Source organism: Rhodococcus sp. X156 (assembly GCF_004006015.1).
Lineage (GTDB): Bacteria > Actinomycetota > Actinomycetes > Mycobacteriales > Mycobacteriaceae > X156.
Genome location: NZ_CP034766.1, coordinates 1,572,780 through 1,595,508, shown reverse-complemented (window position 1 = coordinate 1,595,508; position 22,729 = coordinate 1,572,780). Strand labels below are relative to the sequence as shown.

25 protein-coding genes are annotated in these 22,729 nt (G+C 71.3%); 17 read left to right on the top strand and 8 right to left on the bottom strand.

Annotated features, from left to right (window positions below):
• Positions 1-23 precede the first annotated feature (23 nt).
• Positions 24-800 (bottom strand): PIG-L family deacetylase, encoded by a 777-nt coding sequence (locus ELX43_RS07530; protein ID WP_127782829.1) that lies wholly within the window; start codon positions 798-800, stop codon positions 24-26.
• A gap of 103 nt (positions 801-903) precedes the next feature.
• Between ELX43_RS07530 and ELX43_RS07525 the strand changes: the two genes are divergently transcribed.
• On the top strand, positions 904-1,530 hold the full coding sequence (locus ELX43_RS07525; RefSeq protein WP_241249827.1) for a PaaI family thioesterase: 627 nt from the start codon (positions 904-906) through the stop codon (positions 1,528-1,530).
• On the opposite strand, the gene ELX43_RS07520 is transcribed toward ELX43_RS07525, so the two are convergent.
• On the bottom strand, positions 1,527-2,360 hold the full coding sequence (locus ELX43_RS07520; RefSeq protein ID WP_127782827.1) for a sulfurtransferase: 834 nt from the start codon (positions 2,358-2,360) through the stop codon (positions 1,527-1,529). The genes ELX43_RS07525 and ELX43_RS07520 overlap by 4 nt on opposite strands.
• A 168-nt stretch (positions 2,361-2,528) precedes the next feature.
• On the opposite strand from ELX43_RS07520, the gene ELX43_RS07515 reads away from it, so the two are divergent.
• The 3 genes from ELX43_RS07515 to ELX43_RS07505 are packed head-to-tail and all read left to right on the top strand — an operon-like array spanning position 2,529 to position 4,707.
• Positions 2,529-3,461, top strand: coding sequence for a sterol desaturase family protein (locus ELX43_RS07515; RefSeq protein WP_127782826.1), 933 nt, complete (start codon positions 2,529-2,531; stop codon positions 3,459-3,461).
• 10 nt (positions 3,462-3,471) lie between these two features.
• Positions 3,472-3,915 (top strand): hypothetical protein, encoded by a 444-nt coding sequence (locus tag ELX43_RS07510; RefSeq protein WP_127782825.1) that lies wholly within the window; start codon positions 3,472-3,474, stop codon positions 3,913-3,915.
• 57 nt (positions 3,916-3,972) lie between these two features.
• Positions 3,973-4,707 carry an MgtC/SapB family protein gene (locus ELX43_RS07505; RefSeq protein ID WP_241249826.1) on the top strand — a complete coding sequence of 245 codons (735 nt, stop codon included), beginning with the start codon at positions 3,973-3,975 and terminating at the stop codon, positions 4,705-4,707.
• 22 nt (positions 4,708-4,729) lie between these two features.
• Here the strand turns inward: ELX43_RS07505 and ELX43_RS07500 are convergent, their stop codons facing one another.
• Positions 4,730-5,296 carry an SRPBCC family protein gene (locus ELX43_RS07500; protein WP_127782823.1) on the bottom strand — a complete coding sequence of 189 codons (567 nt, stop codon included), beginning with the start codon at positions 5,294-5,296 and terminating at the stop codon, positions 4,730-4,732.
• Between the two features lie 152 nt (positions 5,297-5,448).
• Between ELX43_RS07500 and ELX43_RS07495 the strand changes: the two genes are divergently transcribed.
• From ELX43_RS07495 to ELX43_RS07485, 3 genes are read left to right on the top strand one after another with little or no spacing between them, the layout of a single operon-like run.
• The gene (locus tag ELX43_RS07495; protein WP_127782822.1) at positions 5,449-6,507 is read left to right on the top strand and encodes a 3-oxoacyl-[acyl-carrier-protein] synthase III C-terminal domain-containing protein; all 1,059 of its coding nucleotides are present in this window, start codon (positions 5,449-5,451) and stop codon (positions 6,505-6,507) included.
• Positions 6,504-7,022, top strand: a complete 519-nt coding sequence (locus ELX43_RS07490) for an isoprenylcysteine carboxyl methyltransferase family protein (protein WP_127782821.1) — start codon at positions 6,504-6,506, stop codon at positions 7,020-7,022. Before ELX43_RS07495 ends, ELX43_RS07490 begins: the two co-directional genes overlap by 4 nt.
• Complete coding sequence (locus ELX43_RS07485; RefSeq protein WP_127782820.1) at positions 7,015-8,034, top strand: NAD(P)/FAD-dependent oxidoreductase; 1,020 nt, start codon at positions 7,015-7,017, stop codon at positions 8,032-8,034. Before ELX43_RS07490 ends, ELX43_RS07485 begins: the two co-directional genes overlap by 8 nt.
• 24 nt (positions 8,035-8,058) lie before the next feature.
• Here ELX43_RS07485 and ELX43_RS07480 read toward each other — a convergent pair whose 3' ends face one another.
• Complete coding sequence (locus ELX43_RS07480; RefSeq protein WP_127782819.1) at positions 8,059-9,720, bottom strand: FAD-binding protein; 1,662 nt, start codon at positions 9,718-9,720, stop codon at positions 8,059-8,061.
• 222 nt (positions 9,721-9,942) lie between these two features.
• Between ELX43_RS07480 and ELX43_RS07475 the strand changes: the two genes are divergently transcribed.
• The 4 genes from ELX43_RS07475 to ELX43_RS07460 are packed head-to-tail and all read left to right on the top strand — an operon-like array spanning position 9,943 to position 13,019.
• Complete coding sequence (locus ELX43_RS07475) at positions 9,943-11,118, top strand: Rieske 2Fe-2S domain-containing protein (RefSeq protein ID WP_127782818.1); 1,176 nt, start codon at positions 9,943-9,945, stop codon at positions 11,116-11,118.
• Positions 11,118-11,444, top strand: coding sequence for a ferredoxin (locus ELX43_RS07470; RefSeq protein ID WP_127782817.1), 327 nt, complete (start codon positions 11,118-11,120; stop codon positions 11,442-11,444). The genes ELX43_RS07475 and ELX43_RS07470 overlap by 1 nt, the downstream gene beginning before the upstream one ends.
• Positions 11,444-12,307, top strand: a complete 864-nt coding sequence (locus ELX43_RS07465) for an LLM class F420-dependent oxidoreductase (RefSeq protein WP_127782816.1) — start codon at positions 11,444-11,446, stop codon at positions 12,305-12,307. The genes ELX43_RS07470 and ELX43_RS07465 overlap by 1 nt, the downstream gene beginning before the upstream one ends.
• Before the next feature lie 52 nt (positions 12,308-12,359).
• A complete protein-coding gene (locus ELX43_RS07460) occupies positions 12,360-13,019 on the top strand; it encodes a DsbA family oxidoreductase (RefSeq protein WP_127782815.1) in 660 nt (219 codons plus the stop codon).
• Between the two features lie 102 nt (positions 13,020-13,121).
• Here ELX43_RS07460 and ELX43_RS07455 read toward each other — a convergent pair whose 3' ends face one another.
• The 3 genes from ELX43_RS07455 to ELX43_RS07445 are packed head-to-tail and all read right to left on the bottom strand — an operon-like array spanning position 13,122 to position 16,077.
• Positions 13,122-14,066: an alpha/beta hydrolase gene (locus tag ELX43_RS07455; RefSeq protein WP_127782814.1), complete on the bottom strand. Its 945-nt coding sequence runs from the start codon at positions 14,064-14,066 to the stop codon at positions 13,122-13,124.
• Positions 14,063-14,731 carry a TetR/AcrR family transcriptional regulator gene (locus ELX43_RS07450; protein ID WP_127782813.1) on the bottom strand — a complete coding sequence of 223 codons (669 nt, stop codon included), beginning with the start codon at positions 14,729-14,731 and terminating at the stop codon, positions 14,063-14,065. The genes ELX43_RS07455 and ELX43_RS07450 overlap by 4 nt, the downstream gene beginning before the upstream one ends.
• The gene (locus ELX43_RS07445; RefSeq protein WP_127782812.1) at positions 14,728-16,077 is read right to left on the bottom strand and encodes an NAD(P)-binding domain-containing protein; all 1,350 of its coding nucleotides are present in this window, start codon (positions 16,075-16,077) and stop codon (positions 14,728-14,730) included. The genes ELX43_RS07450 and ELX43_RS07445 overlap by 4 nt, the downstream gene beginning before the upstream one ends.
• 248 nt (positions 16,078-16,325) lie before the next feature.
• Between ELX43_RS07445 and ELX43_RS07440 the strand changes: the two genes are divergently transcribed.
• On the top strand, positions 16,326-17,585 hold the full coding sequence (locus ELX43_RS07440; protein ID WP_127782811.1) for an HNH endonuclease signature motif containing protein: 1,260 nt from the start codon (positions 16,326-16,328) through the stop codon (positions 17,583-17,585).
• On the opposite strand, the gene ELX43_RS07435 is transcribed toward ELX43_RS07440, so the two are convergent.
• Positions 17,582-18,373: a phosphotransferase gene (locus tag ELX43_RS07435; RefSeq protein WP_164860605.1), complete on the bottom strand. Its 792-nt coding sequence runs from the start codon at positions 18,371-18,373 to the stop codon at positions 17,582-17,584. The two genes, ELX43_RS07440 and ELX43_RS07435, sit on opposite strands and share 4 nt — an antisense overlap.
• 453 nt (positions 18,374-18,826) lie before the next feature.
• Between ELX43_RS07435 and ELX43_RS07430 the strand changes: the two genes are divergently transcribed.
• From ELX43_RS07430 to ELX43_RS07415, 5 genes are all read left to right on the top strand, one after another.
• Complete coding sequence (locus ELX43_RS07430) at positions 18,827-20,401, top strand: sodium:proline symporter (protein WP_241249882.1); 1,575 nt, start codon at positions 18,827-18,829, stop codon at positions 20,399-20,401.
• Complete coding sequence (locus ELX43_RS17980) at positions 20,398-20,529, top strand: putative transporter small subunit (RefSeq protein WP_241249825.1); 132 nt, start codon at positions 20,398-20,400, stop codon at positions 20,527-20,529. The genes ELX43_RS07430 and ELX43_RS17980 overlap by 4 nt, the downstream gene beginning before the upstream one ends.
• A 50-nt stretch (positions 20,530-20,579) precedes the next feature.
• Positions 20,580-21,095 (top strand): hypothetical protein, encoded by a 516-nt coding sequence (locus ELX43_RS07425; protein WP_206518134.1) that lies wholly within the window; start codon positions 20,580-20,582, stop codon positions 21,093-21,095.
• 82 nt (positions 21,096-21,177) lie between these two features.
• Positions 21,178-22,239 carry a dihydrodipicolinate reductase gene (locus ELX43_RS07420; protein WP_127782808.1) on the top strand — a complete coding sequence of 354 codons (1,062 nt, stop codon included), beginning with the start codon at positions 21,178-21,180 and terminating at the stop codon, positions 22,237-22,239.
• Between the two features lie 6 nt (positions 22,240-22,245).
• Positions 22,246-22,680, top strand: coding sequence for a protein phosphatase (locus tag ELX43_RS07415; protein ID WP_127782807.1), 435 nt, complete (start codon positions 22,246-22,248; stop codon positions 22,678-22,680).
• Positions 22,681-22,729: the final 49 nt, after the last annotated feature.

The window sequence follows — 22,729 nt, the reverse complement described above, 5'->3', positions numbered from 1 at the left end:
AACCTCTCGTCCCCGTTCGGCGCCTACAGCGCCAGCGCGGTCTCGGTGAGGTCGGGGGCTGCGTCGCGCTTGCGGAACCACTCCCTGCCGAAGGCGGCGGTGAGCTGCTCGGTGGGCATGTCGAGGAACGGGCCGAAGTCGCCGACCTGGGAGGGGTAGGCGTGCATCGCGGCGCGCTTGGCCGCCATCACGGCGCTGACGTCCACCGTCGTGGTGATCTCCGAGGCGGGCAGGCCGAAGGTCTCCACGTCGATCGGCGGCGCCCCCTCCTCCGACCACTCGCCGGCCATGGCCAGCAGCTGCCGCATGTGGTCGCGGTCGGTGGTGGCCTCGTAGACGTGCGCAGTGCCGGCCAGCTCGGCGGCGCGCACCCCCACCCGGTGCACCTGGACGTGGTCGGGGTGGCCGTAGCCGCCGTGCGCGTCGTACACGGTGAGCACGTCGGCGCCCTCCTCGCGCAGCACGGCGGCCAGGCGGGTGGCGGCCTGCTCCACGTCGGCGTTGCAGAACGCCTCCGGGTCGTGGTTGCCCTCGGTGCCCGCCATGCCGGAGTCGGCGTAGCCGAGCAGCACCAGGCGGTCAGCACCCAGGATGCGCACCGACTCGGTGACCTCCTTCTCGCGGCGGTCGGCCAGGCGCTCCCCCGGCGCGAGCAGGCCCTCCGGGAACTCGCCGAGCGCGCCGTCGGTGGCCGTCACCACCACCACCCGGTGCCCGGCGTCGGCAGCCAGGCGCATCACGCCACCGGTGTTGAACACCTCGTCGTCAGGATGGGCGTGGAAGCACACCAGCACACTCATGCGCGTGAGTATCGCCCATGCCCTCCCCTCGCCCCCGGAGGGCGAGGCGCCGGCATTGACTGCCGCGGTACTTTTCGGTGCACCACCACGAGAGGAACCCGCCGTGAGCGAGGTCGAGTTCGTCCTGAGCGACGTGCCCAGCAGCGAGATCGACCGCCTGGAGTCCTTCTACGTGCCGCTGGCCGACTGCGTGCGCGAGCTGGTCGACGCCACCATCCGCACCACGGTGGACGAGGACGAGGCCAGGGCGGTGCACGCCGAGGTCACCACCCTGGTGCGCCGGCTGCGGGCAGCGCAGATCGACGGGCCCGCCGGAGTGCACGTCAACGAGCAGGGCCGCAGCTGGAGCTGGGGCAACGCGGTGATCGGCAGGCGCAACGCCGCCGCCCCACCGCTGACGATCGTGCACGACCCCGACGGCCTGGCGCACTGCGACGTGGTGCTCGGCGCAGCGGCCGAGGGCCCACCCGGCCACGTCCACGGTGGAGTCACGGCCCTCATGCTCGACCACCTGATGGGTGAGACCGCCAGCGCCTTCCGCCGGCTCACGATGACCGGGACGCTGACCATGCGCTACCGCCGCGCCACCCCGCTCGGCGGGCTGCGCCTGGAGGAACGCATCGACCGCGAGGAGGGCCGCAAGGTCTACGTCGTCGCCACCGTCGCCGACGCCGACGGCGTCACCGTGGAGGCCGAGGGCGTGTTCATCGTGCCCAGCTGGTCGGTCTAGCCCTGCTGCAGCGGCCGCTGCGGGTCGGCCGTCCAGGCGTTCATCGACCCGTCGTACACCGCGACGTCGTCGCGACCGGCCTCGGCCAGGGCCAGCGCCGCCGCGGTGGCGGCGATCCCGCCGCCGCAGTAGGTGACCGGCTGCTTGTCCGGGTCCAGCGCCCCGGCAGCGGCGAACAGCTCCCGCAGCTCCTGCCGCGACTTGAGCTCCCCGTGGGCGTCCACCAGGTCACCGAAGGGCACGTTGACGCTGCCCGGGATGTGACCCTTGGCGTAGGTCTCCGCGTCCAGGGCGTTCACCAGCAGCACGTCAGGGTCGGTGATCGCGGCCTCCACGTCGGCGGTGGAGCGCAGCATCTCCGGACGCCGGTGCGCCACGAAGCTCGCCGGCGGGTAGGACTCCACCCCGGTGGCGGTGTCGAACCCGGCGCGCTGCCAGGCCTGCAGACCGCCGTCGAGGATGACCGCGTTGTCGAAGCCCTCCAGGGCGAGCTGCCACCACATCCGGGTGGCCCAGATGCCGTTGGCCTGGTCGTAGGCCACCACCGTGGACTCGTTGGAGACCCCGAGCGTGCCCATGACGGTGGCGAACTGCTCCGACGGCGCCGCGGCGAAGGGGGCCTCCCCGGCGCTGTCGGACAGGTCGCTGATGAGGTCGGCGAACACCGCGCTGGGCACGTGCGCCTGCTCGTAGGCGGCGCGGCCGGACTCCATCCGCCACCCGTTGGCCTCGGAGGGCAGGAAGACGGTGGCGTCGATGACGCGAACGTTGCTGTCGTGCAGGTGCTCGTGCAGCCACTCGGCCGGCACGTGGCGCAGGTTGTCAGGCATGGCGTCCACGCTACTCACGCCGCACGCACCCAGCGCGCGCCGAGGAGCCGCGAACATTCGGCCGCCCCCCGTGGTGGCCGCCAGGCCGCCGGGGTGGCGCCCGGTGCGCAAGGCCCCCACCAGGGACGCTGCTGCGCGTGCGCCCTGCGTCACATCTACGATCCGCGCATGGATCTGTGGGAGTCGTTGGACCCGTTGAAGAATCCGCTGACGTACGCGGCTCCGTTCTTCGCGCTCTGCATCGTCATCGAGCTGCTCGCGCTGCGGTGGCTGGACGACGACGAGCACCAGCCGCGCACGGGCTACGACTTCAGGGACGCACGCACCAGCATCTCCATGGGCGTGGGGTCGATCGCGGTGCTGACGGCGTACAAGATCGTCACCTTCTTCGCCTTCGTGGCGGTGTACTCCTACCTGGCGCCCTGGCACCTGCCGACCAACACCTGGTGGTACTGGGTGCTCGTCGTCCTCGGCGTCGACCTGGCCTACTACTGGCACCACCGCTTCTCCCACCGCGTGCGGCTGGGGTGGGCCGGCCACCAGGCGCACCACTCCAGCGAGTACATGAACCTGGGCACCGCGCTGCGGCAGAAGTGGAACCCCTGGTTCGAGTTCTTCTTCTGGCTGCCGCTGCCGCTGCTGGGCTTCTCGCCGTGGACGCTGTACGTGGGGTTCTCGCTCAACCTCATCTACCAGTTCTTCACCCACACCGAGGCGGTGGGGCGCCTGCCGGCGCCGGTGGAGTGGGTGTTCAACACGCCCTCGCACCACCGGGTGCACCACGGCAGCGACGCCGAGTACCTGGACACCAACTACGGCGGCATCCTCATCGTCTGGGACCGGCTGTTCGGCACGTTCGTCCGCGAGGGCCGGCGGCCGCGGTACGGCCTGACCAAGCCGGTGGGGACCTACAACCTGCTGCGCCTGCAGTACGGCGAGTACGCCCGGATGGCTCGGGACGTCCGCGCGGCGAGCACGTGGCGGGAGCGGATGGGCTACGTGTTCGGCCCGCCGGGCTGGACGCCCTCCGAGCGTGGCCCGGCCACCCCGACCGTCGCCGTCGCGGCGGCCACCGCCGGTGCCGGTGGAGCCCACCCGTAGCCTCTGCCCGATGAGCACCCTTGCCGAGGTCGGCGACCGCGACGGCTGGCGCTGCTGGCTCTGCGACGAGCCGGTGGACCCGGAGGCGTCCGTGAACACCGACCTGGGCCCGAGCGTCGATGGCGGCGCGGTGAAGAAGGGCAAGAAGTCCAGCGTCGGCGTGGAACGCCTGGCGCACCGCGCGTGCAACACCCGCAAGGGCGCCGTCAAGCCCGTGGTCGCGTGGTCGCCGGAGCTGTTCGTCGTCGACCCCGCCCCCATCGCGCCCACGGTGGAGCGGCTCAGCCGCAAGGGTGGCCGCGAGGTGGTCGCCCGGTGCCCCAGCCGGGAGGACGCCGACCAGGCCGCCGAGTGGCTGCTGGACCGACTCTCCCGCTTCGCGCCCGACCTCTCGGTCACCACCCAGGTGGACGCCGGTGGCGGGCAGTTCCTGCTGGTGTTGCGCACCCTCTAGGGCACCCGCCGGGCAACGGTCCAGCCAGGTCGCCCGCAGCGGTGGACCATGGCGGACATGCACGCGTCCGACCTGCTGACCGGCCCCGGACAGGGCTGGGTGCAGCTCGTCGAGCTCGGAATCGCGTTCGTCCTGTCCGCACTGATCGGCCTGGAGCGCGAGGTGCGCGGCAAGAGCGCGGGGCTGCGCACCCAGGCCATCGTCGGGACGTCCTCGGCGCTGATCCTGCTGGTCGGCAAGTACGGGTTCACCGACGTCGTGGCCGAGGGCGTCAGCGTCGACCCCACCCGGGTCGCCTCCCAGATCGTGTCCGGCATCGGGTTCCTCGGCGCCGGGCTGATCATCACCCGGCAAGGTGCGGTGCGCGGGCTGACCACCGCGGCGGCCGTCTGGGAGACCGCCGCCATCGGGATGGCGGCCGGTGCCGGACTGGTGCTGCTGGCCGTCGTCGTGACCGCGCTGCACTTCGTGATCGTGCTGGGCTTCGCACCGGGGATCGCCCGGATCCCCCACCTGCACCAGGCCGTCCAGCTGCACATCACCTACCGCGACGGCGAGGGTGTGCTGCGGCGCCTGCTGAGCACCTGCGGCGTGCACGGGTGGACGGTGAACGCCATGACCGCGGACGCGCCGGGGCGCCGCGACGTCAGCGAGTCGCTGGCCCTGCACGAACCCGGCCAGGTGGGCGTGATGATGATCCTGGCCGGAGCCAGGGTCGGGGACGCCTCCCGGGTGCTGGCCGGGGTGGACGGAGTCACCTCGGTGACCGTGGTCGACGAGGAGTCCGAGTGACCCTGGGTGCGCTGGCGGCGTGCTAGTCGTCGAGCCGTGCGTGCCTGCCGCGGTTGGTCGTCCTGGTGGTCTCGGCCATGGCCAGCGCCCGTTGGGCCCGGTCGAGGTAGTCCCGCAGTCCCCGACGCTGCAACGGCTCGAAGCCCGGGTCGATCTGCTGACCGGCAGGGACGTCGATCTCGATGCCCAGGCTGAGCACGGTGCCGTTGGGGGCCGGGTCCACCAGGTGCACCATTCGGTGCGGCACCGCCGGCCGCGGTGAGATGGTGCGGGTGACGGCCCGCCGGCCCGCCTCGTGCTCGATCACCTCCAGGATGCTCGTGTTGCCGGCCACGTCGGTGAAGCACTGCTGGTGACCGACCCCCACCGTGGGTGTCCCGGGCACGGCGAAGCCGCGCACGATGTTCGGGGACAGCACCGGGGCGTGCTCGGCCGGAAAAATCAGCTCCCAGACCTGCTCTGGCGGGTGCCGCAGCAGCACGGCCTCGCTGATGCGCACGGTGCGGGCGGGCAGCGTGCCGACAGAGATGCGGTCGGCGGTCCCCTGCGGTTGCGGTTTCCTGAAGCGCCCCTTGGTTTTCCCCCTCATGACTGGTCATCTAAGCGGTTGACCAGACACGGAGCAGGGCGCGACGTGCCGGAGGGCAGTCCTTCGTGATCGACCAGTGATCAAATGGCTGTCGCCACGAACGCTCTGGCACGAACGAGCCGATCCGCCGAACCAGTCGTACCGTTTTCAGGGTGACCACGCTCACCGCAGCGCACGGCGCCCTGCCCCCGCACTGCTACCCGCAGGAGCAGATCACCGAGACGTTTGCGCAGCTGTGCCTGCCGGACGACCGGTCCCGGTTGCTGCTCAACCGGTTCCACGAGAGCGCCCACGTCTCCACCCGGCACCTCGTCCTGCCCCTCGAGCGCTACGCCGGCCTGGACGGCTTCACCGCGGCCAACAACGTCTTCCTCCAGGAGGCCGTGGACCTCGGCGCGCAGGCCCTGCTCGGCGCCCTCGCCGACTCCGGGCTCACCCCCGAGGACGTCGACCTGATCATGTCCACCACGGTCACCGGCATCGCCGTGCCCTCGCTGGACGCGCGCATGGCCGCCATGGTCGGGCTGCGCCCGGACGTCAAGCGGGTCCCGCTGATGGGCCTGGGCTGCATGGCGGGGGCGTCCGGAGTGGCTCGACTGCACGACTACCTCCGCGGCGCCCCGGACGAGGTGGCCGTGCTGGTGTCGGTGGAGCTGTGCTCGCTCACCCTGCAGCGCGGGGACGCCAGCGTGGCCAACATGGTGGCCTCCGGGCTCTTCGGCGACGGCGCGGCCGCGGTGGTCGCCGTGGGCGCCGAGCGCGCCACCGCTCACCAGGGTCCGCAGGTGGTCGACTCCCGCAGCCACCTCTACCCCAACACCGCCGACGCCATGGGCTGGGACGTGGGCACCACCGGGCTGGCCATCGTGCTGGGCGCGGAGGTGCCCGAGCTGGTGGACACCTACCTGGGCGAGGACGTGCGGGGCCTGCTCGCCGCGCACGAGCTGAAGCTCGAGGACGTCACGCGCTGGATCAGCCACCCTGGCGGGCCCAAGGTGCTGCGGGCGGTGCAGGCCGCGCTGGGCCTGGGCGACGACGCGCTGGCCCTGACCTGGCACTCGCTGAGCACCGTGGGCAACATGTCCTCGGCCTCGGTGCTGCACGTGCTGCGCGACACCCTGCAGCAGCGCCCCGCCGGACCCGGTGACCGCGGGGTGCTGATGGCGATGGGCCCGGGCTTCGCCGCCGAGCTGGTGCTGCTGCAGTGGTGAGCGAGGTCTGGTTCACCGTCCTGGTGGCACTGGTCGGCGTGGAGCGGCTCGCCGAGCTGGTGATCGCCCGGCGCAACCTGGCCTGGAGCCGCGAGCGCGGCGGGCGGGAGAGCGGGGCCGGCCACTACCCCGCCATGGTGGTGCTGCACACCGGGCTGCTGGTGGGCTGCCTGCTGGAGGTGTGGCTCGCCGACCCGCCGTTCATCCCCGGCCTCGGCTGGCCCATGCTGGCGCTGGTGGTCGCCGCGCAGGGCCTGCGGTGGTGGTGCATCACCACGCTGGGTCCACAGTGGAACACCCGGGTGGTGGTGGTGCCGGACCTGCCGCGGATCACCCACGGCCCCTACCGGCTGATCCCCCACCCCAACTACGTGGCGGTGGTGGTGGAGGGGGTCGCGCTGCCGCTGGTGCACACCGCCTGGGTCACCGCGGTGGTGTTCACGGTGCTCAACGCGGCGCTGCTCACCGTGCGCATCCGCAGCGAGAACCACGCACTGGCGGCGCTGGATGCATGACCTGCTCGTCGCCGGCGGCGGGCCCGCCGGGCTGGCGGTGGCCCTCGGCGCAGCCCGTGCCGGGCTGGACGTGGTGGTGTGCGAGCGGCGCGGAGGGACCCTGGACAAGGCGTGCGGCGAGGGGCTGATGCCGGTGGCGCTGCACGCGCTGCAGGCTCTCGGCGTCGATCCGCCGGGCCACGCCATCCGCGGCATCACCTACCGCCAGGGCAGCCTGGCCGCCCACGCCGCGTTCACCGCCGGGCCCGGACGCGGGGTGCGGCGCACCGAGCTCCACCGAGCGCTGCGCGAGGCTGTGCAGCAGCAGGGCGTGTCCGTCCTGGACCGCACCGTGCACGCCCCCGTGCAGCACGACGACCGGGTGGAGGCGGCAGGGCTGTGCGCGCGGTACCTGGTGGCCGCCGACGGGCTGCACTCCCCCCTGCGCCGCGCCCTGGGGCTGCAGGCGCCGACCACCGCGGCACCTCGGTGGGGCCAGCGCCGCCACTACGCGCTGGCCCCCACCACCGACCACGTGGAGGTGACCTGGGGCGAGCACTCCGAGGCCTACGTGACGCCCGTGGCGCCGGACACCCTCGGGGTGGCGGTGCTCTCCGCCACCCGCGCCGGCTTCGCCGAGCAGCTGCGGGAGTTCCCGCTGCTGGCCGAGCAGCTGGCCGGGGCCACCCCGGTGTCGCCGGTGCGCGGCGCGGGGCCTTTGCGCCAACCGGTGCGCCGGCGGGTGGCCGGCCGGGTGCTGCTGGTGGGGGACGCCGCCGGCTACGTGGACGCGCTCACCGGGGAGGGCCTGGCCGTGGCGCTCGGGGCAGCCGCCGAGCTGGTGCGCTGCGTGCGGGCGGGCCGGCCGCAGGACTACGAGCGCGCCTGGGCCCGGGTGTCGCGCCGCTCGCGGCTGATCACCAGCGGCCTGCTCTGGGCCCGAGACAGACCGGTGCTCGCGCGGCGTGTGGTTCCACTGGCCGCGCGAGCACCGGGGTTGTTCGCTGCCGGGGTGTCCCGGCTGGCTTACTGATCGAGCGTCAGAGCTGAGGGAGCGTCAGAGCGCCACGCCCGCCGCGTCCTTGGCCGCGATGTAGCCGAAGGCGATGGAGGGGCCGATGGTGGCGCCCGGGCCGGCGTACTCGTTGCCCATCACCGACGCGGTGGTGTTGCCGGTGGCGTAGAGCCCGTCGATGACCGACTCGTCCTCGCGCAGCACCCGGGCCCGCTCGTCGGTGACCAGGCCACCCTTGGTGCCCAGGTCGCCCACCTCCACGCGGATCGCGTAGAACGGCGCCTTCTCGATGGTGTCGAGGTTGGGGTTCTTCAGCGTCGGGTCGCCGTAGTAGCGGTCATAGGCGCTGTCGCCCCGGTTGAAGTCGAGGTCCTTGCCGCTGCGGGCGAAGTCGTTGAAGCGGCTCACCGTCTGGGTCAGCGCCTCAGCCGGCAGCCCGACCTGCTCGGCCAGCTCGGCGAGGGTGTCGGCCTTGTGCACGATGCCGGCGGAGTAGAAGTCGTCCGGGAAGGGCATGCCGGGCAGGATCTGCGCGAACGGGTAGCGCGCGCGGGCCTTGGCGTCCATCACGAAGTACGCCGGCAGGTGCTTGCCCTCCAGCTGGTCGTGCACGAAGTTCACGTACGGCGCGGCCTCGTTGGTGAAACGCTTGCCGTCGGCGGCCACGATGACCTGGCCGGGGATGGCCCGCTCGGACACCAGCGGGATGGTGGCACCGGAGGGGTGCTCCACCGAGGGCATCCACCAGGCGTCGTCCATGAGGTCCACGGCCGCACCGAGCTGGGTGCCGACGTTGATGCCGTCACCCTTGAGCTCACGGGCGCCGAGGCTGTGGTTCTCCTTGCCGCCCTCGGGCAGGTACTTCTCCCGCATCTCGGTGTTGTGGTCGAAGCCACCGGTGGCCAGCAGGACACCGCGGCGAGCACCCACCCGCACCGACGTGCCGTCGCGCTGGACCACCACTCCCACCACGCGGCCACCCTCGACCACCAGCTCGGTCATCGGGGTCTTCAGCCACACCGGGACGCCGGCGTCCTTGAGGGCCATCCGCATCCGCGCGACCAGGGCGCGGCCACCGGTGGCCATGTGGCGACGCAGGACCATGTTGGACGACACCCGCCAGGCGGCGACCATGGATGCTCGACGGCCGGCCCACGTGCGCTTCACCATGGCCAGGTCGTGGTAGTCCTTGGCCGTCACCCACAGGCCCAGCGGGCCCTTCATGCTGTTGGGGCGCTGGTACTTCTCGTCCTCGCGCAGCTTGCGGGTGTCGAACGGCTTGGCCTCGATGGAGCGGCCGTCGGCCTTGCCGCCCTCCAGCTCGGGGTGGTAGTCGGAGTAGCCCTTGGTCCAGAAGAACTTCATCCACTTGCTCTGCTCGAGCAGCTCCATCGCCTTGGGGCCGTGCTCGATGTAGGCGTCCAGGCGGGCGCCGGGGACGCGCCCCTCGGTGAGCAGGTCGAGGTAGCGACGGATGGAGCCGGTGCTGTCGTCGTGGCCCTTCTTGCGCAGCGTGGGGTTGTTGGGGATCCAGATCCCGCCGCCGGAGATGGCGGTGGAGCCGCCGTACTTGGAGCCCTTCTCGATCACCACGGTGGACATGCCCGCGTCCTTGGCGGTGAGGGCCGCAGTCATGCCGCCGCCCCCGGAACCCACGACCACGAAGTCGAAGGTCTCGTCCCAGCTGGTGCTATCCACAGTCATTCCCGCGCCTCGCCTCACATCGTCGGTCAACGGTGCGAACGCTAGGCCAGCCCACCACTGCTCCCGAGAGCGGTCCCGTTAGGCGAGACAGCTGTCCGGTTTTCTCCCGATCAGCGGGACTCGTCTCGACTAAACCCTGGTGATCCATGACACTGCAAGCAGGCTCGCGGGCGTACTGCCTTGCGGCGCAGACCCTGGGACGTCAGGAATGGAGACCCGAACATGAGCATTGTCGAGGACGAGGTCCGCCAGATCGAGAACGACGGCGTGCCGGACCGCTACGCACGTGGCTGGCACTGCCTGGGCCTGCAGCGCGACTTCGCCGACGGCAAGCCGCACTCCATCGAGGCCTTCGGCCAGAAGCTCGTGGTCTTCGCCGGCGAGGACGGCAAGATCAGCGTGCTCGACGCCTACTGCCGCCACATGGGCGGCGACCTCTCCCAGGGCCAGGTCAAGGGCAACACGGTGGCCTGCCCGTTCCACGACTGGCGCTGGGGCGGCGACGGCAAGTGCAAGGCCGTGCCCTACGCCAAGCGCGTCCCGCTGCGCGCCCGCACCGCGGCGTGGCCCACGCTGCTGCAGGACGGCATGCTCTTCGTCTGGAACGACCCCGAGGGCAACCCCCCGCCGGCGGACGTGACCATCCCGCGCATCGCGGCCTACGACGACCCGGAGTACACCGACTGGGTCTGGTACACCACCAAGATCGAGGGCTCCAACTGCCGCGAGATCATCGACAACGTCGTGGACATGGCGCACTTCTTCTACATCCACTACTCCTTCCCGACGTACTTCAAGAACGTCTTCGAGGGGCACACCGCCACCCAGTGGATGAACGGTGAGGGCCGCGACGACATCCAGCGCGCCGCCGCGTCGGACCCCAACGCGCCGATCAGCACGGGCAACTCATCGGTCGCCTCGTACCACGGACCGTCGTTCATGATCGACGACCTCGTGTACCACTACCAGAACGCTGAGGACGTCCCCAGCGTGCTCATCAACTGCCACTACCCGATCGACGCCAACTCCTTCGTGCTGCAGTACGGCGTCATCGTCAAGAAGCTGCCGGGCCTGGACGACGCGGCCGCCGAGGCGATGGCCCGCAAGATGGGTGACTTCATCCGGCTCGGCTTCGAGCAGGACGTGCACATCTGGAAGCACAAGGCCCGCATCGACAACCCGCTGCTCACCGAGGAGGACGGCCCGGTCTACCAGCTGCGTCGCTGGTACGAGCAGTTCTACGTCGACGTCGCCGACGTGACGCCGGACATGACGGACCGGTTCGAGTTCGAGATCGACACCACGCAGCCGAACCAGGCGTGGCGTGCCGAGGTCGCCCAGAACATCGCCACCCGGGACGCCGCCGATCGCGAGACCGCCGAGAGCCAGCCGGTCTGATGAGCGTTCGGCCCGACAACCGTCTCGAGGACACGCCGATGCAGCAGGTGCGCTGCCGGGCGTGCACCGCATCGGTCACGGCACGCAAGAGCAGCTGGGACCAGACGACCATCCAGTGGCACGACGACGCGGTGGAGGCCTGCCTGGAGCGGCGGGCGGCCTCCCCGCGTCCCGGGCCCAACGGTGGCACCTTCTCCGGCTGCCAGGAGCTGCGGCAGAGCATCCGGGAGGCCGCAGTGGCCGGGACGCTGGAGGTGGTCTCCCACGAGCCGCTTCCGGTCAACCCGGAGGCAGCCTTCGCCGGTCACGACCAGGCCGCGCACTGATGCGGGTAGGCCTCGGCTCTCCCATCGTGGCGCTCTCGGGCAACCGCCCGGCGTGGGAGAGCGAGGCCGGTCCGGCCGAGCTGGTGCGGGTGGCCCAGGCCGCCGACCAGCTCGGCTACGACTTCATGACCTGCGGCGACCACGTGGCAGTGCCCCCGGGCCTGCCCCGTGGCGAGCGGTTCTACGACCCGCTGGCGACGTTCGCGTTCCTGGCCGGCCAGACCAGCCGCATCCGGTTCCTGCCGTACGTGCTGGTGCTGCCCTTCTACCACCCGCTGGAGCTGGCCAAGCGCTACGGCACGCTGGACCACCTCAGCGGTGGCCGGCTGGTGCTGGGCCTCGGGGTGGGCAACCTCGAGGAAGAGTTCGACCTGCTCGGCAAGCCCTTCGCCGACCGCGGTCCCCGGGCCGACGACGCGCTGCGGGCGCTGCGCGCGGCGCTGGGCAAGCGGGTGGTGTCCTACGACGGTCCGTACTACTCCTTCGAGAACCTGGTGATCGACCCGCACGCGGCGCAGGAGAAGCTGCCCCTGTGGATCGGTGGGCACAGCAAGCGGGCGCTGCGGCGTGCCGTGACGCTGGCTGACGGGTGGTCGCCCGCGCCGCAGGCGTTCCGCGGCCCCTCCCCGGAGCTGATGCGCCAGATGCTCGACGAGGTGGACCCGCCGGCCGGGTTCGACGTGGTCTTCACCCCCGGTGGGCGCATCGACGCCATCGGCGCGCCCGACTCGGTCGGCGAGATGCTGGAGACGGCGGAGAAGGCGGGCGGCACGCTGGTGAACCTGACGCTGCGCCACGAGTCGCTGGAGCACTACCTGGAGCAGCTCGCGGCCTTCGCCGAGCTCGCCGGCCTCCCCGGCTGAGCACCGCACCGCCGCCGGAATACCGGCGTCTGCCCGTGGTGTTGCCCCGGGCATGAGCAGCCCGCTGAAGGTAGACATCTGGTCCGACATCGCCTGCCCCTGGTGCTACGTCGGCAAGCACCGCTTCGAGGAGGGGGTGCGCCGCTACCAGCAGGCCGGTGGCGGCGAGGTGGAGGTGGAGTACCACTCCTTCGAGCTCGCCCCAGACACCCCGGTGGACTACGAGGGCAGCGAGGTCGACTTCCTCGCCCAGCACAAGGGCATGCCCGTCGAGCAGGTCCGCCAGCTGCTGGAGCAGATGACCGCCACCGGCGCCGCCGAGGGCATCACCTTCGACTACGCGGCCGTCCGGCACACCAAGACCCTCAAGGCGCACGAGGTGCTGCACGTGGCCAAGGCCCACGGGCTGCAGGTGCAGCTCAAGGAGCGGCTGCTGCACGCCTACTTCACCGAGGGCCGCCACGTCGGCCACGACGACGACCTCGCCGAGCTGGCCGCGGAGGTGGGCCTGGACGCCGCGCAGGTGCGTGCCGACCTGGCCGAGGGCACCTACCGCGACGCGGTGCAGGCCGACATCGACCAGGCCCGCGCCTACGGCATCAGCGGCGTGCCGTTCTTCGTCATCGACGGCCGCTACGGCGTCTCCGGCGCCCAGCCGGCCGAGCTGTTCGAGCAGGCCCTCACCCAGGCCGCCGCCGAGGTGCCGGCGTGACCGCGCCGTTCGAGATGGTCGGTGACGCCGGCGCGGTGTGCGTGGACGGCGTGTGCGCGCTGCCCGAGCAGCCGGAGCCGGCCGAGACCCAGGCCCGCTGAGCTAGTCGGCGGGGGCCAGGTGGCGGGTCAGGAACGCCACCTGGTGGGCCACGGTGGTGTCGAACCACTCCTTGCCGGGCCACACGTCGAAGTGGTCGCACGGGTAGTGGCGCACCTCGGCCCGGCCCGCGAAGGCAGCGGTGGCGGCGGCCTGCGGCGGGGCGCTGCGGTCGAAGTCGCCGATCTGCACCAGCAGCGGGCAGCGCAGCCGGTCAGCCTGCTTGCCCGGCTTGTAGCTGCCCAGCTCCACGCCCACCGCGGCGTCGATCTCGTTGCGCCACGACGGGCCGGCGAGGGAGAGGTAGTCCTCGTAGCAGCCGTCCAGCGACAGCGCGGCCATCTCCCCCGGCCGGCCCACCACCGGCATCATCACCGGCGCCCTGCCGACCAGGCCGGACACCCGGCTGCGCACCGCGGCCGCGCCGGAGCGCAGCAGCTCAGTGGGCTTGTGGTGGGCCATGGCGTGCCGTCCCGCGGACGTGCCGTCCACCAGCGGGGTCAGCGAGATGACGGCGGCCACGTCGTCGCGATCGGCGCCGGCGGCCAGCACGTGCCCGCCCGACAGCGACACCCCCCACAGCACCAGCCGGTGCGCGTCCACCCCGTCCAGCGCCGCGGCGGCCCGCATGGCGGCGCGGTAGTCGGCCAGCTGGCCGGTGGGTGACACTCGCTGGCGGGGGCTGCCGCCGCTGGTGCCGAAGCCGCGGTAGTCGAAGGCGAACACGTCCAGCCCCGCGGCGGCCAGCGCCTCGGCGAAGGGCTGCAGCCCAGAGTCCTTGGTGCCACCCAGCCCGTGCGCCATCACCACCACTGGCCGTCCCGCCGCGGTGGTCAACGCGTCGGAGCCGGCGGTGAAGTGCCAGGCGTCGCAGGTGGTGCCGGCCGAGGAGAAGGAGACCTGCTGGTAGCCGGCTTCCTGGCGGGTGGGGAGCTCGTGCGTGGTCATTCCGGTGTCCCTTGCTGTGTGGTCAGGTGGGTGCTCGGGTGCAGCAGGTCGGTGCGTCCGTAGATGGTGGCCAGCCAGATGGCGGCCACGGCGTCGGTCAGCGCGGTGGGGTCGGCGTCGGTGACGAAGGTGAGCCGCTCCAGCAGTCGTTCGTTGAGGTCGAGGAGCATGGTGGCCAGGGCGTCCGCGGGTGCGCCCGCGGCGGCGCGGCCCGCGGCCCGCTCGTCAGTGATCATCGCCGCGATCGGGGCGACGAACTGACGGCGGTCGGCCTCCCAGAGAGCACGGACCTCGGCCGAGGTGTTGCGGGCCTGCAGCATGGCCCGGTAGAGGTGGCGGTGGTCGCGCCCGGCGCGCACCAGCGACGCGAGCGTCCGGGTGATCCGGGTGGCCGGGTCGCCCTCACCGAGCAGCACCGACGTCGCGGTGGAGACCTCGCCGTACATCTCGTCGGCCGCGGCGGCAACGGCAGCCGCCTTGCTCTCGAAGTAGAAGTAGAACGCCGGCCGCGTCACCCCGGCCTGCTTGGTGAGGTCGCCGACGTTGACCGCGTCCAGGTCCCCGTCGGTCTGCCGCAGCTGCTCGTCCAGGGCTCGCAGCAACGCGGTCCTGCGGAGGTCGCCGGCGGCACCAGCGCGGCGGTCGGTCAGCGACCGTGCGCTCACGTGGTCCGGCCGGCGAGCAGGGGCGCGCCCTCAGCGGTGGCGCGCTGCAGCCCGGCGGGCAGCTCCTTGGTGCGCATGTCGTGCTCGTAGAGGAAGAAGTCCACCTGCTGGGTGTGCCTCGCCGAGGCCACCATGTGTCCGGTGTACTTCTGCTCCTCCGCCACGATCACCTGCTCCATCTCGGCCACCGACGGCAGCCGGTAGCGCCCGGCCGCGTAGGCCGCGACGAGGCGGGCCTGGCACTCCACGAACGGGAACAGGGTGGGCGTGGACTGGGCGAACCCGACGAAGGCGAGGTCGTCGATGCCCGGCTTGAACATCCGCTTGTACAGCGGCACGTGGTTGTCCGGCGCGCTGAGGAAGCTCTCGTCGAAGAACGGGAAGGTGATGTTGTAGCCGGTGGCGTAGACGATGACGTCGAAGTCGCTGCTGGTGCCGTCCTCGAAGTGCACCGTCTCCCCGTCCAGCAGGGTGACGTTGGGCTTGGCCACCACGTCGCCGGAGCCCAGCCGCAGCGGCAGCTCCACCGACTGGGTGGGGTGGGCCTCCATGAACTTGTGGTTGGGCTTGGGCAGGCCGTAGTCCTCGGGGTTGCCGGCGATCAGCGGCGCGGTGAGCTGGGTGAGCTTGCGCTGCCAGCGCGCCGGGATGGTGGGCGAGGTCTTGAAGTACTTGTCGGCCGGCTTGCCCGCCAGGTACTTGGGCACGATCCAGGCGCCGGAGCGGGTGGAGAGGGTGACGTCGTTCTGCAGGGTGCGCGAGGACAGCTCGACGGTGATGTCGGCGGCGCTGTTACCCAGCCCCACCACCAGGATCCGCTTGCCGGTGAGGTCCAGCGGGCTGCGCGGGTCGATGTAGTGGTGGGAGTGCATCTCCACCCCGGAGAACGTGCCGGGGAAGCTGGGGGTGCGCGGGTCCCAGTGGTGGCCGTTGCCGACCACGAGGAAGTCGAATCGTCGAGTCTCGCCGCGCCCGGTGGTGAGCTCCCAGCCCCCACCGGCGAGCCGCTCGGCGTGCTCCACCCCGTTGTCGAACTCGATGTGCTGCTTGAGGTCGAACGCCGTGGCGTAGTCCTCCAGGTAGGCCTTGACCTGGGTGTGGTGCGGGAAGTCCGGGTAGGTCATCGGCATCGGGAAGTCCCGGAAGGACAGCTGGTGCTTGGAGGTGTCGATGTGCAGCGACCGGTAGGCGCTGCTGACCCCGTTGGGGTTGCCGAACGCCCAGTTGCCGCCGATGCGGTCGGACATCTCGAAGCAGGTGTACGGCACGCCGTAGTCGCCGAGCATCTTGCCCGCGGTGAGACCGCTGATGCCGGCGCCGATGACGGCGGTGGTGGGACGGGACACGTGTCCTCCTGGAGGTGAGCCGCAGCCGGCCCTGGGCGGGAAAGATGGTGCGCAGCAGCCGGAGTGAGGCTGGTCACAGCAGAACCTAGGTCGAATTGTGACGTGCGTCAACTATTGCTTACAGACGTCAGGGCGGCCGGAGGCGCTGCGCGGCGCCCGGGGTGCTCGGGCAGGGCATCACACCCGCACTGGTCAGCGTCCGGTCACTGGCCCGATAACTGTCGGTGGTTCGAACTAGTGTTCGACTCATGGACATGGCCGGTGCCCTCGCAGACCCCACTGGGGTGGAGCTGTGGCGCCTGGGGTCGGACGAGCTGGTGACGTTCGCTCGCGACCTCGGCACCGCCACCTCTGCCATTCAGGGCCTGCAGCTACGAACCATCACCGAGATCGATCGGCGGGGAGCAGCAATCGAGCTGGGCGCCGCGAACACCGCGCGGTGGCTGACCGACGTGAGCCGCGTGTCCCCGGGTGCGGCATCGCGAATGGTGCGGTTGGGCCTGGCCCTGGATCGGCTGCCCGATGTGGCCGCTGCGCTGGACTCCGGCGCCATCACGGTGGACCACGCGGAGGTGATCGTGCGGGTGCTGCAGCAGCTGCCCGACGACCTACCCGGTGACGGTGTCGACGCCTGCCGCACCTACCTGCTGGACGCCGCCCGCCTGGAGGACCCCCAGGCATTGGGCCGCCGCGGTCGCGAGCTGCTCGCCCGCATCTGCCCCGACGATGCTGAGCTCACCGAGGAACAAGCCGTCGCACGCCGGGACCTGCGCATCAGTGACTGCGGCGACGGGCTGCACAAGGTGACCGGCTGGCTGGACACCGAAGCCGCCGAGCTCGCCCGCTCCGTCCTCTCTCCCCTGGCCAAGCCACGATCGGAAGAAAACGGAGAGAAGGACCCCCGCTCACCCGCCCGACGCCTCGGAGATGCGCTCGTCGATCTGTTGGGGCGCGCGGCCGATCACGCCTGCGTGCCCGGGGAGGGCTACGCCCGCCCGCACCTCACCCTGCATGTCCGCGCCGACGCCCTCGCCGCCGGCCATGGCCCGGCCGCAGAGCTCACCTTCCTCGGACCCCTGTCCATCGCCGCCGCCCGCCGATTGGCCTGCGACGCCGAGATCACCCCCATGACCCTGGACGAGCACGGCGTCCCACTCGACGTCGGCCGCACCACCTACACCGTCTCCGGCAGCCTGCGACGCGCGTTGATCGCCCGCGACCGCGGCTGCGCCTTCCCCGGCTGCGGCCGACCACCAGGCTGGTGCCACGCCCACCACATCATCCACTGGGCGGACAACGGCGACACCGCACTAAGCAACCTGGTTCTCCTCTGCGGGCACCATCACCGGGTCGTGCACCACCAAGGCTGGTCCGTAGCCATCGGCAAGGACCGCCAACCCTGGTTCACTCCACCGGCCTGGATCGACCCCGGCGGCACCCCACGACCGTCGCACCAGCGAAGACCACAGCCTGCTCACCCACCGGGTGATTACAGGGGGGCGGCCTAGCCGGGAAACAGCCAGGTGAGGCTGGGCCGCGCCGCCACCGCGTACTCCGCGCGACCGGTGGCCCGCGCGTGGGCGAGATCCTCCAGCGCGGCGCAGCGGGCGTAGAAGTAGATCCGCGGCATCGCGTCGCCGCCCAGGTCGCCGTAGCCGTCCAGCACCTCGTCCAGGAAGCGCGGCCCGAAGTCGCGGAGCAGCCGGGACAGGTCGATGGCCGGGTCGGTGATCGCCGCGTCGGACCAGTCGAGGATGCCGGTGAGCTCGCCGCCGTCGGCCAGCAGGTGCTCAGCTCCCAGGTCGTTGTGGCACAGCACGGGGTGCTCCGGTGGATCAGGCACGGTGGCGTGGAGGAGGTCGAGGTGCTCGACCGGACCGTGCAGGTCGGCCAGCCACTCCACCCCCGGATCGATCTCCCGGGGGACGAGACCCGCCACCGTCGCCGCGTTCACCCGGTGCAGCCTCCGCAGCGCCCGCGCGAGGGTCGTCGCACTCCCCTGCGGCGGCGGCTGCCCCAGCAGCGGGGCTCCCGGCAGCAGCGGGTAGGCCAGCACCGCAAGCTCGGCCTCCACCAGCACGGGGCAGGGCACCGCCACCCCCAGGTCGGCCGCCGCGAGGACGGCGAGCAGCTCGCTCTCGTGGGTGACGTCGACGTCTCGGCCCACGCGCACGGCCAGGTCGCCGGCCCGAAACACCACGTGGTCCAGACCGTTGCCCCAGGGCGCCGGCGGAGCCCACCGACCGAGGCCGTGCCGCCGCAGCGCCTCGCTCGCTCGGTCCAGTGGCGTCGACACTCGAGACCGACCCCTTTCCCGCACGGTCCGAGAGACCACCGTGGCACGGCCGCACCGGGCTGTCCAGCGGTTGACCGCGACGCCATGTCAGCCGGTCAGCGGGCCATTTCGGGTATTCGTTCCAGGGTGCTATGGCTTGGTGCCGGTACCTCGCGACAAAGCTGGCGTTGATAACGTCCGCACTGTCCGACAAGGGTGGGTTTGCCACGTCTGCGAAGAATCACACCGTGGACGGCCTCGCAGCCCACCGACACCTGCCGCGACCCGACTCTGTGACCACACCGGAGGGAACGGGTCCGAGCTCGAAGTTGATGAAGGAGGTGGCGTGTGCCTGATTCAGGTTTCACGCAGCTCAGCGTGGTGGCGATCGTCGGCCTCCTGGTGTTCTTCTACGGTGGCACCTTCTGGGTCTCGCTGCGCATCGGAAAGCGCGAGGAGAACGCCGACGGGTACATGACCGCCGGGAACAAGCTTGGGTTCGGCATCTCGGCCGCGAGCATGACCGCCACGTGGATCTGGGCGTCGTCGCTGTACGCCTCGGCCACCTCCGGCTACACCTACGGCATCTCCGGTCCCATTCACTACGGGCTGTGGGGTGCGCTGATGATCCTGTTCATCTACCCCTTCGGACGCCGCATCCGCGCGGTGGCGCCCAAGGCCCACACCTTGGCCGAGGTGATGCGCGTGCGTCACGGTCGCTCCAGCCAGCTGATGCTGGCCGGGTCCAACGTGGTCGGCAGCGTGATCAGCCTGATGTCGAACTTTCTGGCCGGCGGAGTCCTCATCTCCATGCTGTCGCCGTTCAACTTCATCCAGGGTGTGTTCATCGTCGCCGGCGGGGTCCTGCTCTACACGCTGTGGTCGGGCTTTCGGGCCTCGGTGCTGACCGACTTCATCCAGGTGGTCGCCATGCTCGGCGCCGTGGTGGTGATCGTGCCGTTCATCTTCTTCGCCGCAGGTTTCCCCGCCGCGTTCGAGAGCGGCGCAGGCAACCTCACCGCGCAGCAGGGCAGCTTCTTCTCCAGCGACGCGTTCCTCAACCAGGGCGCCCCCTACATCGCCGCGGTGCTGGCCTACGCCATCGGCAACCAGACCATCGCGCAGCGCTTGTTCGCGGTGCGCGAGAACCTCATCAAGCCGACCTTCATCACGGCGACCATCGGCTACGGCGCCACCGTGATCGGCGTCGGCATGCTCGGGGTCCTGGCGCTGTACCTCGGGATCGAGCCGATGGACGGCGACGTGAACAACGTGATCCCGCAGATGGCCATGAGCTACCTGCCGGCCGTGCTGCTGGCGGTGTTCTTCGTGATGATCATCGGAGCGCTGTCGTCCACAGCGGACTCCGACCTCGCCGCGCTCGCCTCCATCGCGATGGCTGACGTCTACGGCCAGAACCTCGCCGGCAAGAAGGGCGCGAACCCCCGGACCATGGTGCTGGTCGGCCGCACCACGATGGTGGTGGCCACCGCGGTCGCGGTCGCGCTGGCGAGCCTCCAGCTGAGCATCCTGGACCTGCTGGTCTTCGTGGGCGCGCTCTGGGGGGCGCTGGTCTTCCCGGTGATCGCCAGCTTCTACTGGGACAAGGTGACCAACCGGGCCTTCACCACCTCGGTGCTCGCCGCACTTGCCGTCTTCCTGCCCATCCGATTCAGCTGGGTACCCGTGAACGGTGCGGTGGGGCTGCTCACCGACGTCCTCTCCGTGGTGGGGATCGGTGTGGTTCTCGGCCTGATGGCCTTCGGGTTCTTCGGCCTGCGCGTCGCACAGGTGGTGGCCGTGCTGTCGGCGCTGGTCTCCGCCCCGTTCGTGCTCGGCTTCTTGCACGACTACGCCACGCTCAGCGCCTCGCTGGCCGCGTACGCCGTCAGCACGCTGGTCTGCTTCGGCATGTCGGTGCGCCAGCGCACCCGCTTCGACTTTGCCCTGATCGCCGAGGGCACCGGGGACTTCGATCCTTCCCGCGCCGACCCCTCCCGCGCCGGCCCCTCCACCACGGCACCCACGACGGAAGGAACCCGCGCATGAGCACCGTTGCGCTCACCCTCTACATGCTGGTCTGGCCGGTCCTGGTTGCCGGCGTGCTGTTCGTGATCAGCAGGGCGTTCCTCCGGGACTACCTGGAGGCACGGCGCGAGGGTCGCGACATGATCTGACCCCCACCGGGAGCGTCAGTCCTGCTCCGGGCTCTCGGTCGGACGACGGCATGGGCAGCAACAGCATGTACGTCAGCATGGCCTGGATCATGGCGGGCTTCCTGATCATGGCGGTGTTCCGCGGCGGAGCACCGGAGCTCACGCGGCCGCGCCAGCGCCTGCCGCTGCTCGCCGGCTGGTCGGTGGGCATGGCCCTGTGGCTGTGGTTCCTGTTCGACGTCCTCATCGGCGCGGTCAACGGCCACGCCTGGGAGCTGACCGGTGTCGGCTCGCTGACCATCTTCGCCATGGCGCTGGTCACCGGGGCCTTCACCCGCACGTTCGGACTCGCCGCGATCGTCCCAGTCATGCTGGGTGGTGTGCCTGCCTCCGGTGGTGGCTTGTCGGTCTACTTCGACGGGCACGTTGTCGGCGGCAACCTGCTGGTGATCGTGGTCTGGGGTGTGGTCGGTGTGCTGCTCAACCTGGCGGCCGACCGCTGGGTGGCGCACCGCGCGAAGCGCCACGGCGACGTCACCACGATCCCCGCGGGCACCGGCGTCCCACAGCCGGCGGTCACCGTCTGAGCCGAGGCCATTGACGCTGATCCCATTGACACTGCCGCTCCCCGCAATACCGTGGCCCTAACCAACAGGCAAGGAGCCGGTCATGGTGTTGCGGGTAGTGCAGTGGGCCACCGGTTCTGTGGGACGAGCCGCGATCGGGGCCATCGTGGCCCATCCCGAGCTCGAGCTGGTCGGCTGCTGGGTGCACTCGGCGGACAAGCACGGCTGTGACGCCGGCGAGCTCGCCGGCCTCGACCCGCTCGGCGTCCGGGCCACCAGCAGCGTCGAGGAGATCCTGGCGCTGGAGGCCGACGCAGTGGTCTACGCGCCCCTGGTCCCCAGCTCGCGGGAGGTGGCGGCGCTGCTGCGCTCGGGCAAGAACGTGATCACCCCGGTGGGCTGGTACTACCCCACCGACAAGGAGACGACCAAGGTCGAGCAGGCCTGTCTCGACGGTGGGGTGAGCCTGCACGGCACCGGGATCGACCCCGGTGGCGTCACCGAGGTGTTCCCGCTGCTGCTGTCGTCGATGTCCTCGGCGGTGACCTTCGTGCGTGCGGAGGAGTTCTCCGACATCCGCACCTACGGCGCACCGGACGTGGTCCGCTCGATCATGTTCTTCGGCTCCACCCCGGAGCAGGCGCGCACCGGACCGATGCTGGACCTGCTCAGCCGCGGGTTCACCCAGTCGGTGCGCATGGTGGTCGACACCCTCGGTATCGGCGGTGACGTGGACATCCGTCCGCGCCACGAGCTGGCGGTGGCCACCGCCCCCATCGACTCCCCCATCGGGGTGATCGAGCCCGGCCAGGTCGCTGCGCAGAAGTTCTTCTGGGAGGCCTTCGTCGGCGACCGGCTGGTGGTGCAGATCGGTGTGAGCTGGTTGATGGGCGAGGAGCACCTGGAGCCGGCCTGGACGCTCGGCGAGGAGGGTGAGCGCTTCGAGATCGAGGTGCGCGGCAACCCCGACACCTTCGTCACCATCCGCGGCTGGCAGCCGGAGAGCGTGGAGGCGGGGCTGGCCAGCAACCCCGGCATCGTCGCCACGGCGGCGCACTGCGTCAACGCCGTGCCCTACGTGTGCGCGGCCGACCCCGGGGTGGTCACCTCGGTGGAGCTGCCCATGGTGGCCGGCCGGGCGCACCCGGACCTGCTGGGCGCCTAGGTCGCCGTGAGCCCGTGGCCGCCCGGACAGCCGGGCGTGCTGGAGCTGCCCTCGGGACGGCTGGTGCGGGGGCGCGCGCTGCGCCGGCCGCCGCCTCCCGGCCCGGTGCCCGAGCTTGGCGTGTACCTGCTGGGCCACGAGCCGCAGCCGACTCCGTGGCCCTCGCGCTGGGTGCGCTGGCCGGACTTCGGGCTGCCTCGCGACCGCGAAACCGCGCGCCAGGCCCTGGTGCAGGCGTGGGAGCAGAGCCCGCACGTGCGGGTGGAGATCGGCTGCGGCGGCGGGCGCGGGCGCACCGGCACCGCGCTGGCCTGTCTCGCCGTGCTCGACGGGGTGCCGCCCACCGAGGCGGTGCGCTACGTGCGCACCCACTACCACCGCCGGGCGGTGGAGACGCCGTGGCAGCGGGGCTACGTGCAACGCTTCGCCCCCGCGGGGTGAGGACCGGTGAGCCGGGTGCTCCGGCCCGCGGCGGTGCGGGCAGAGTGGG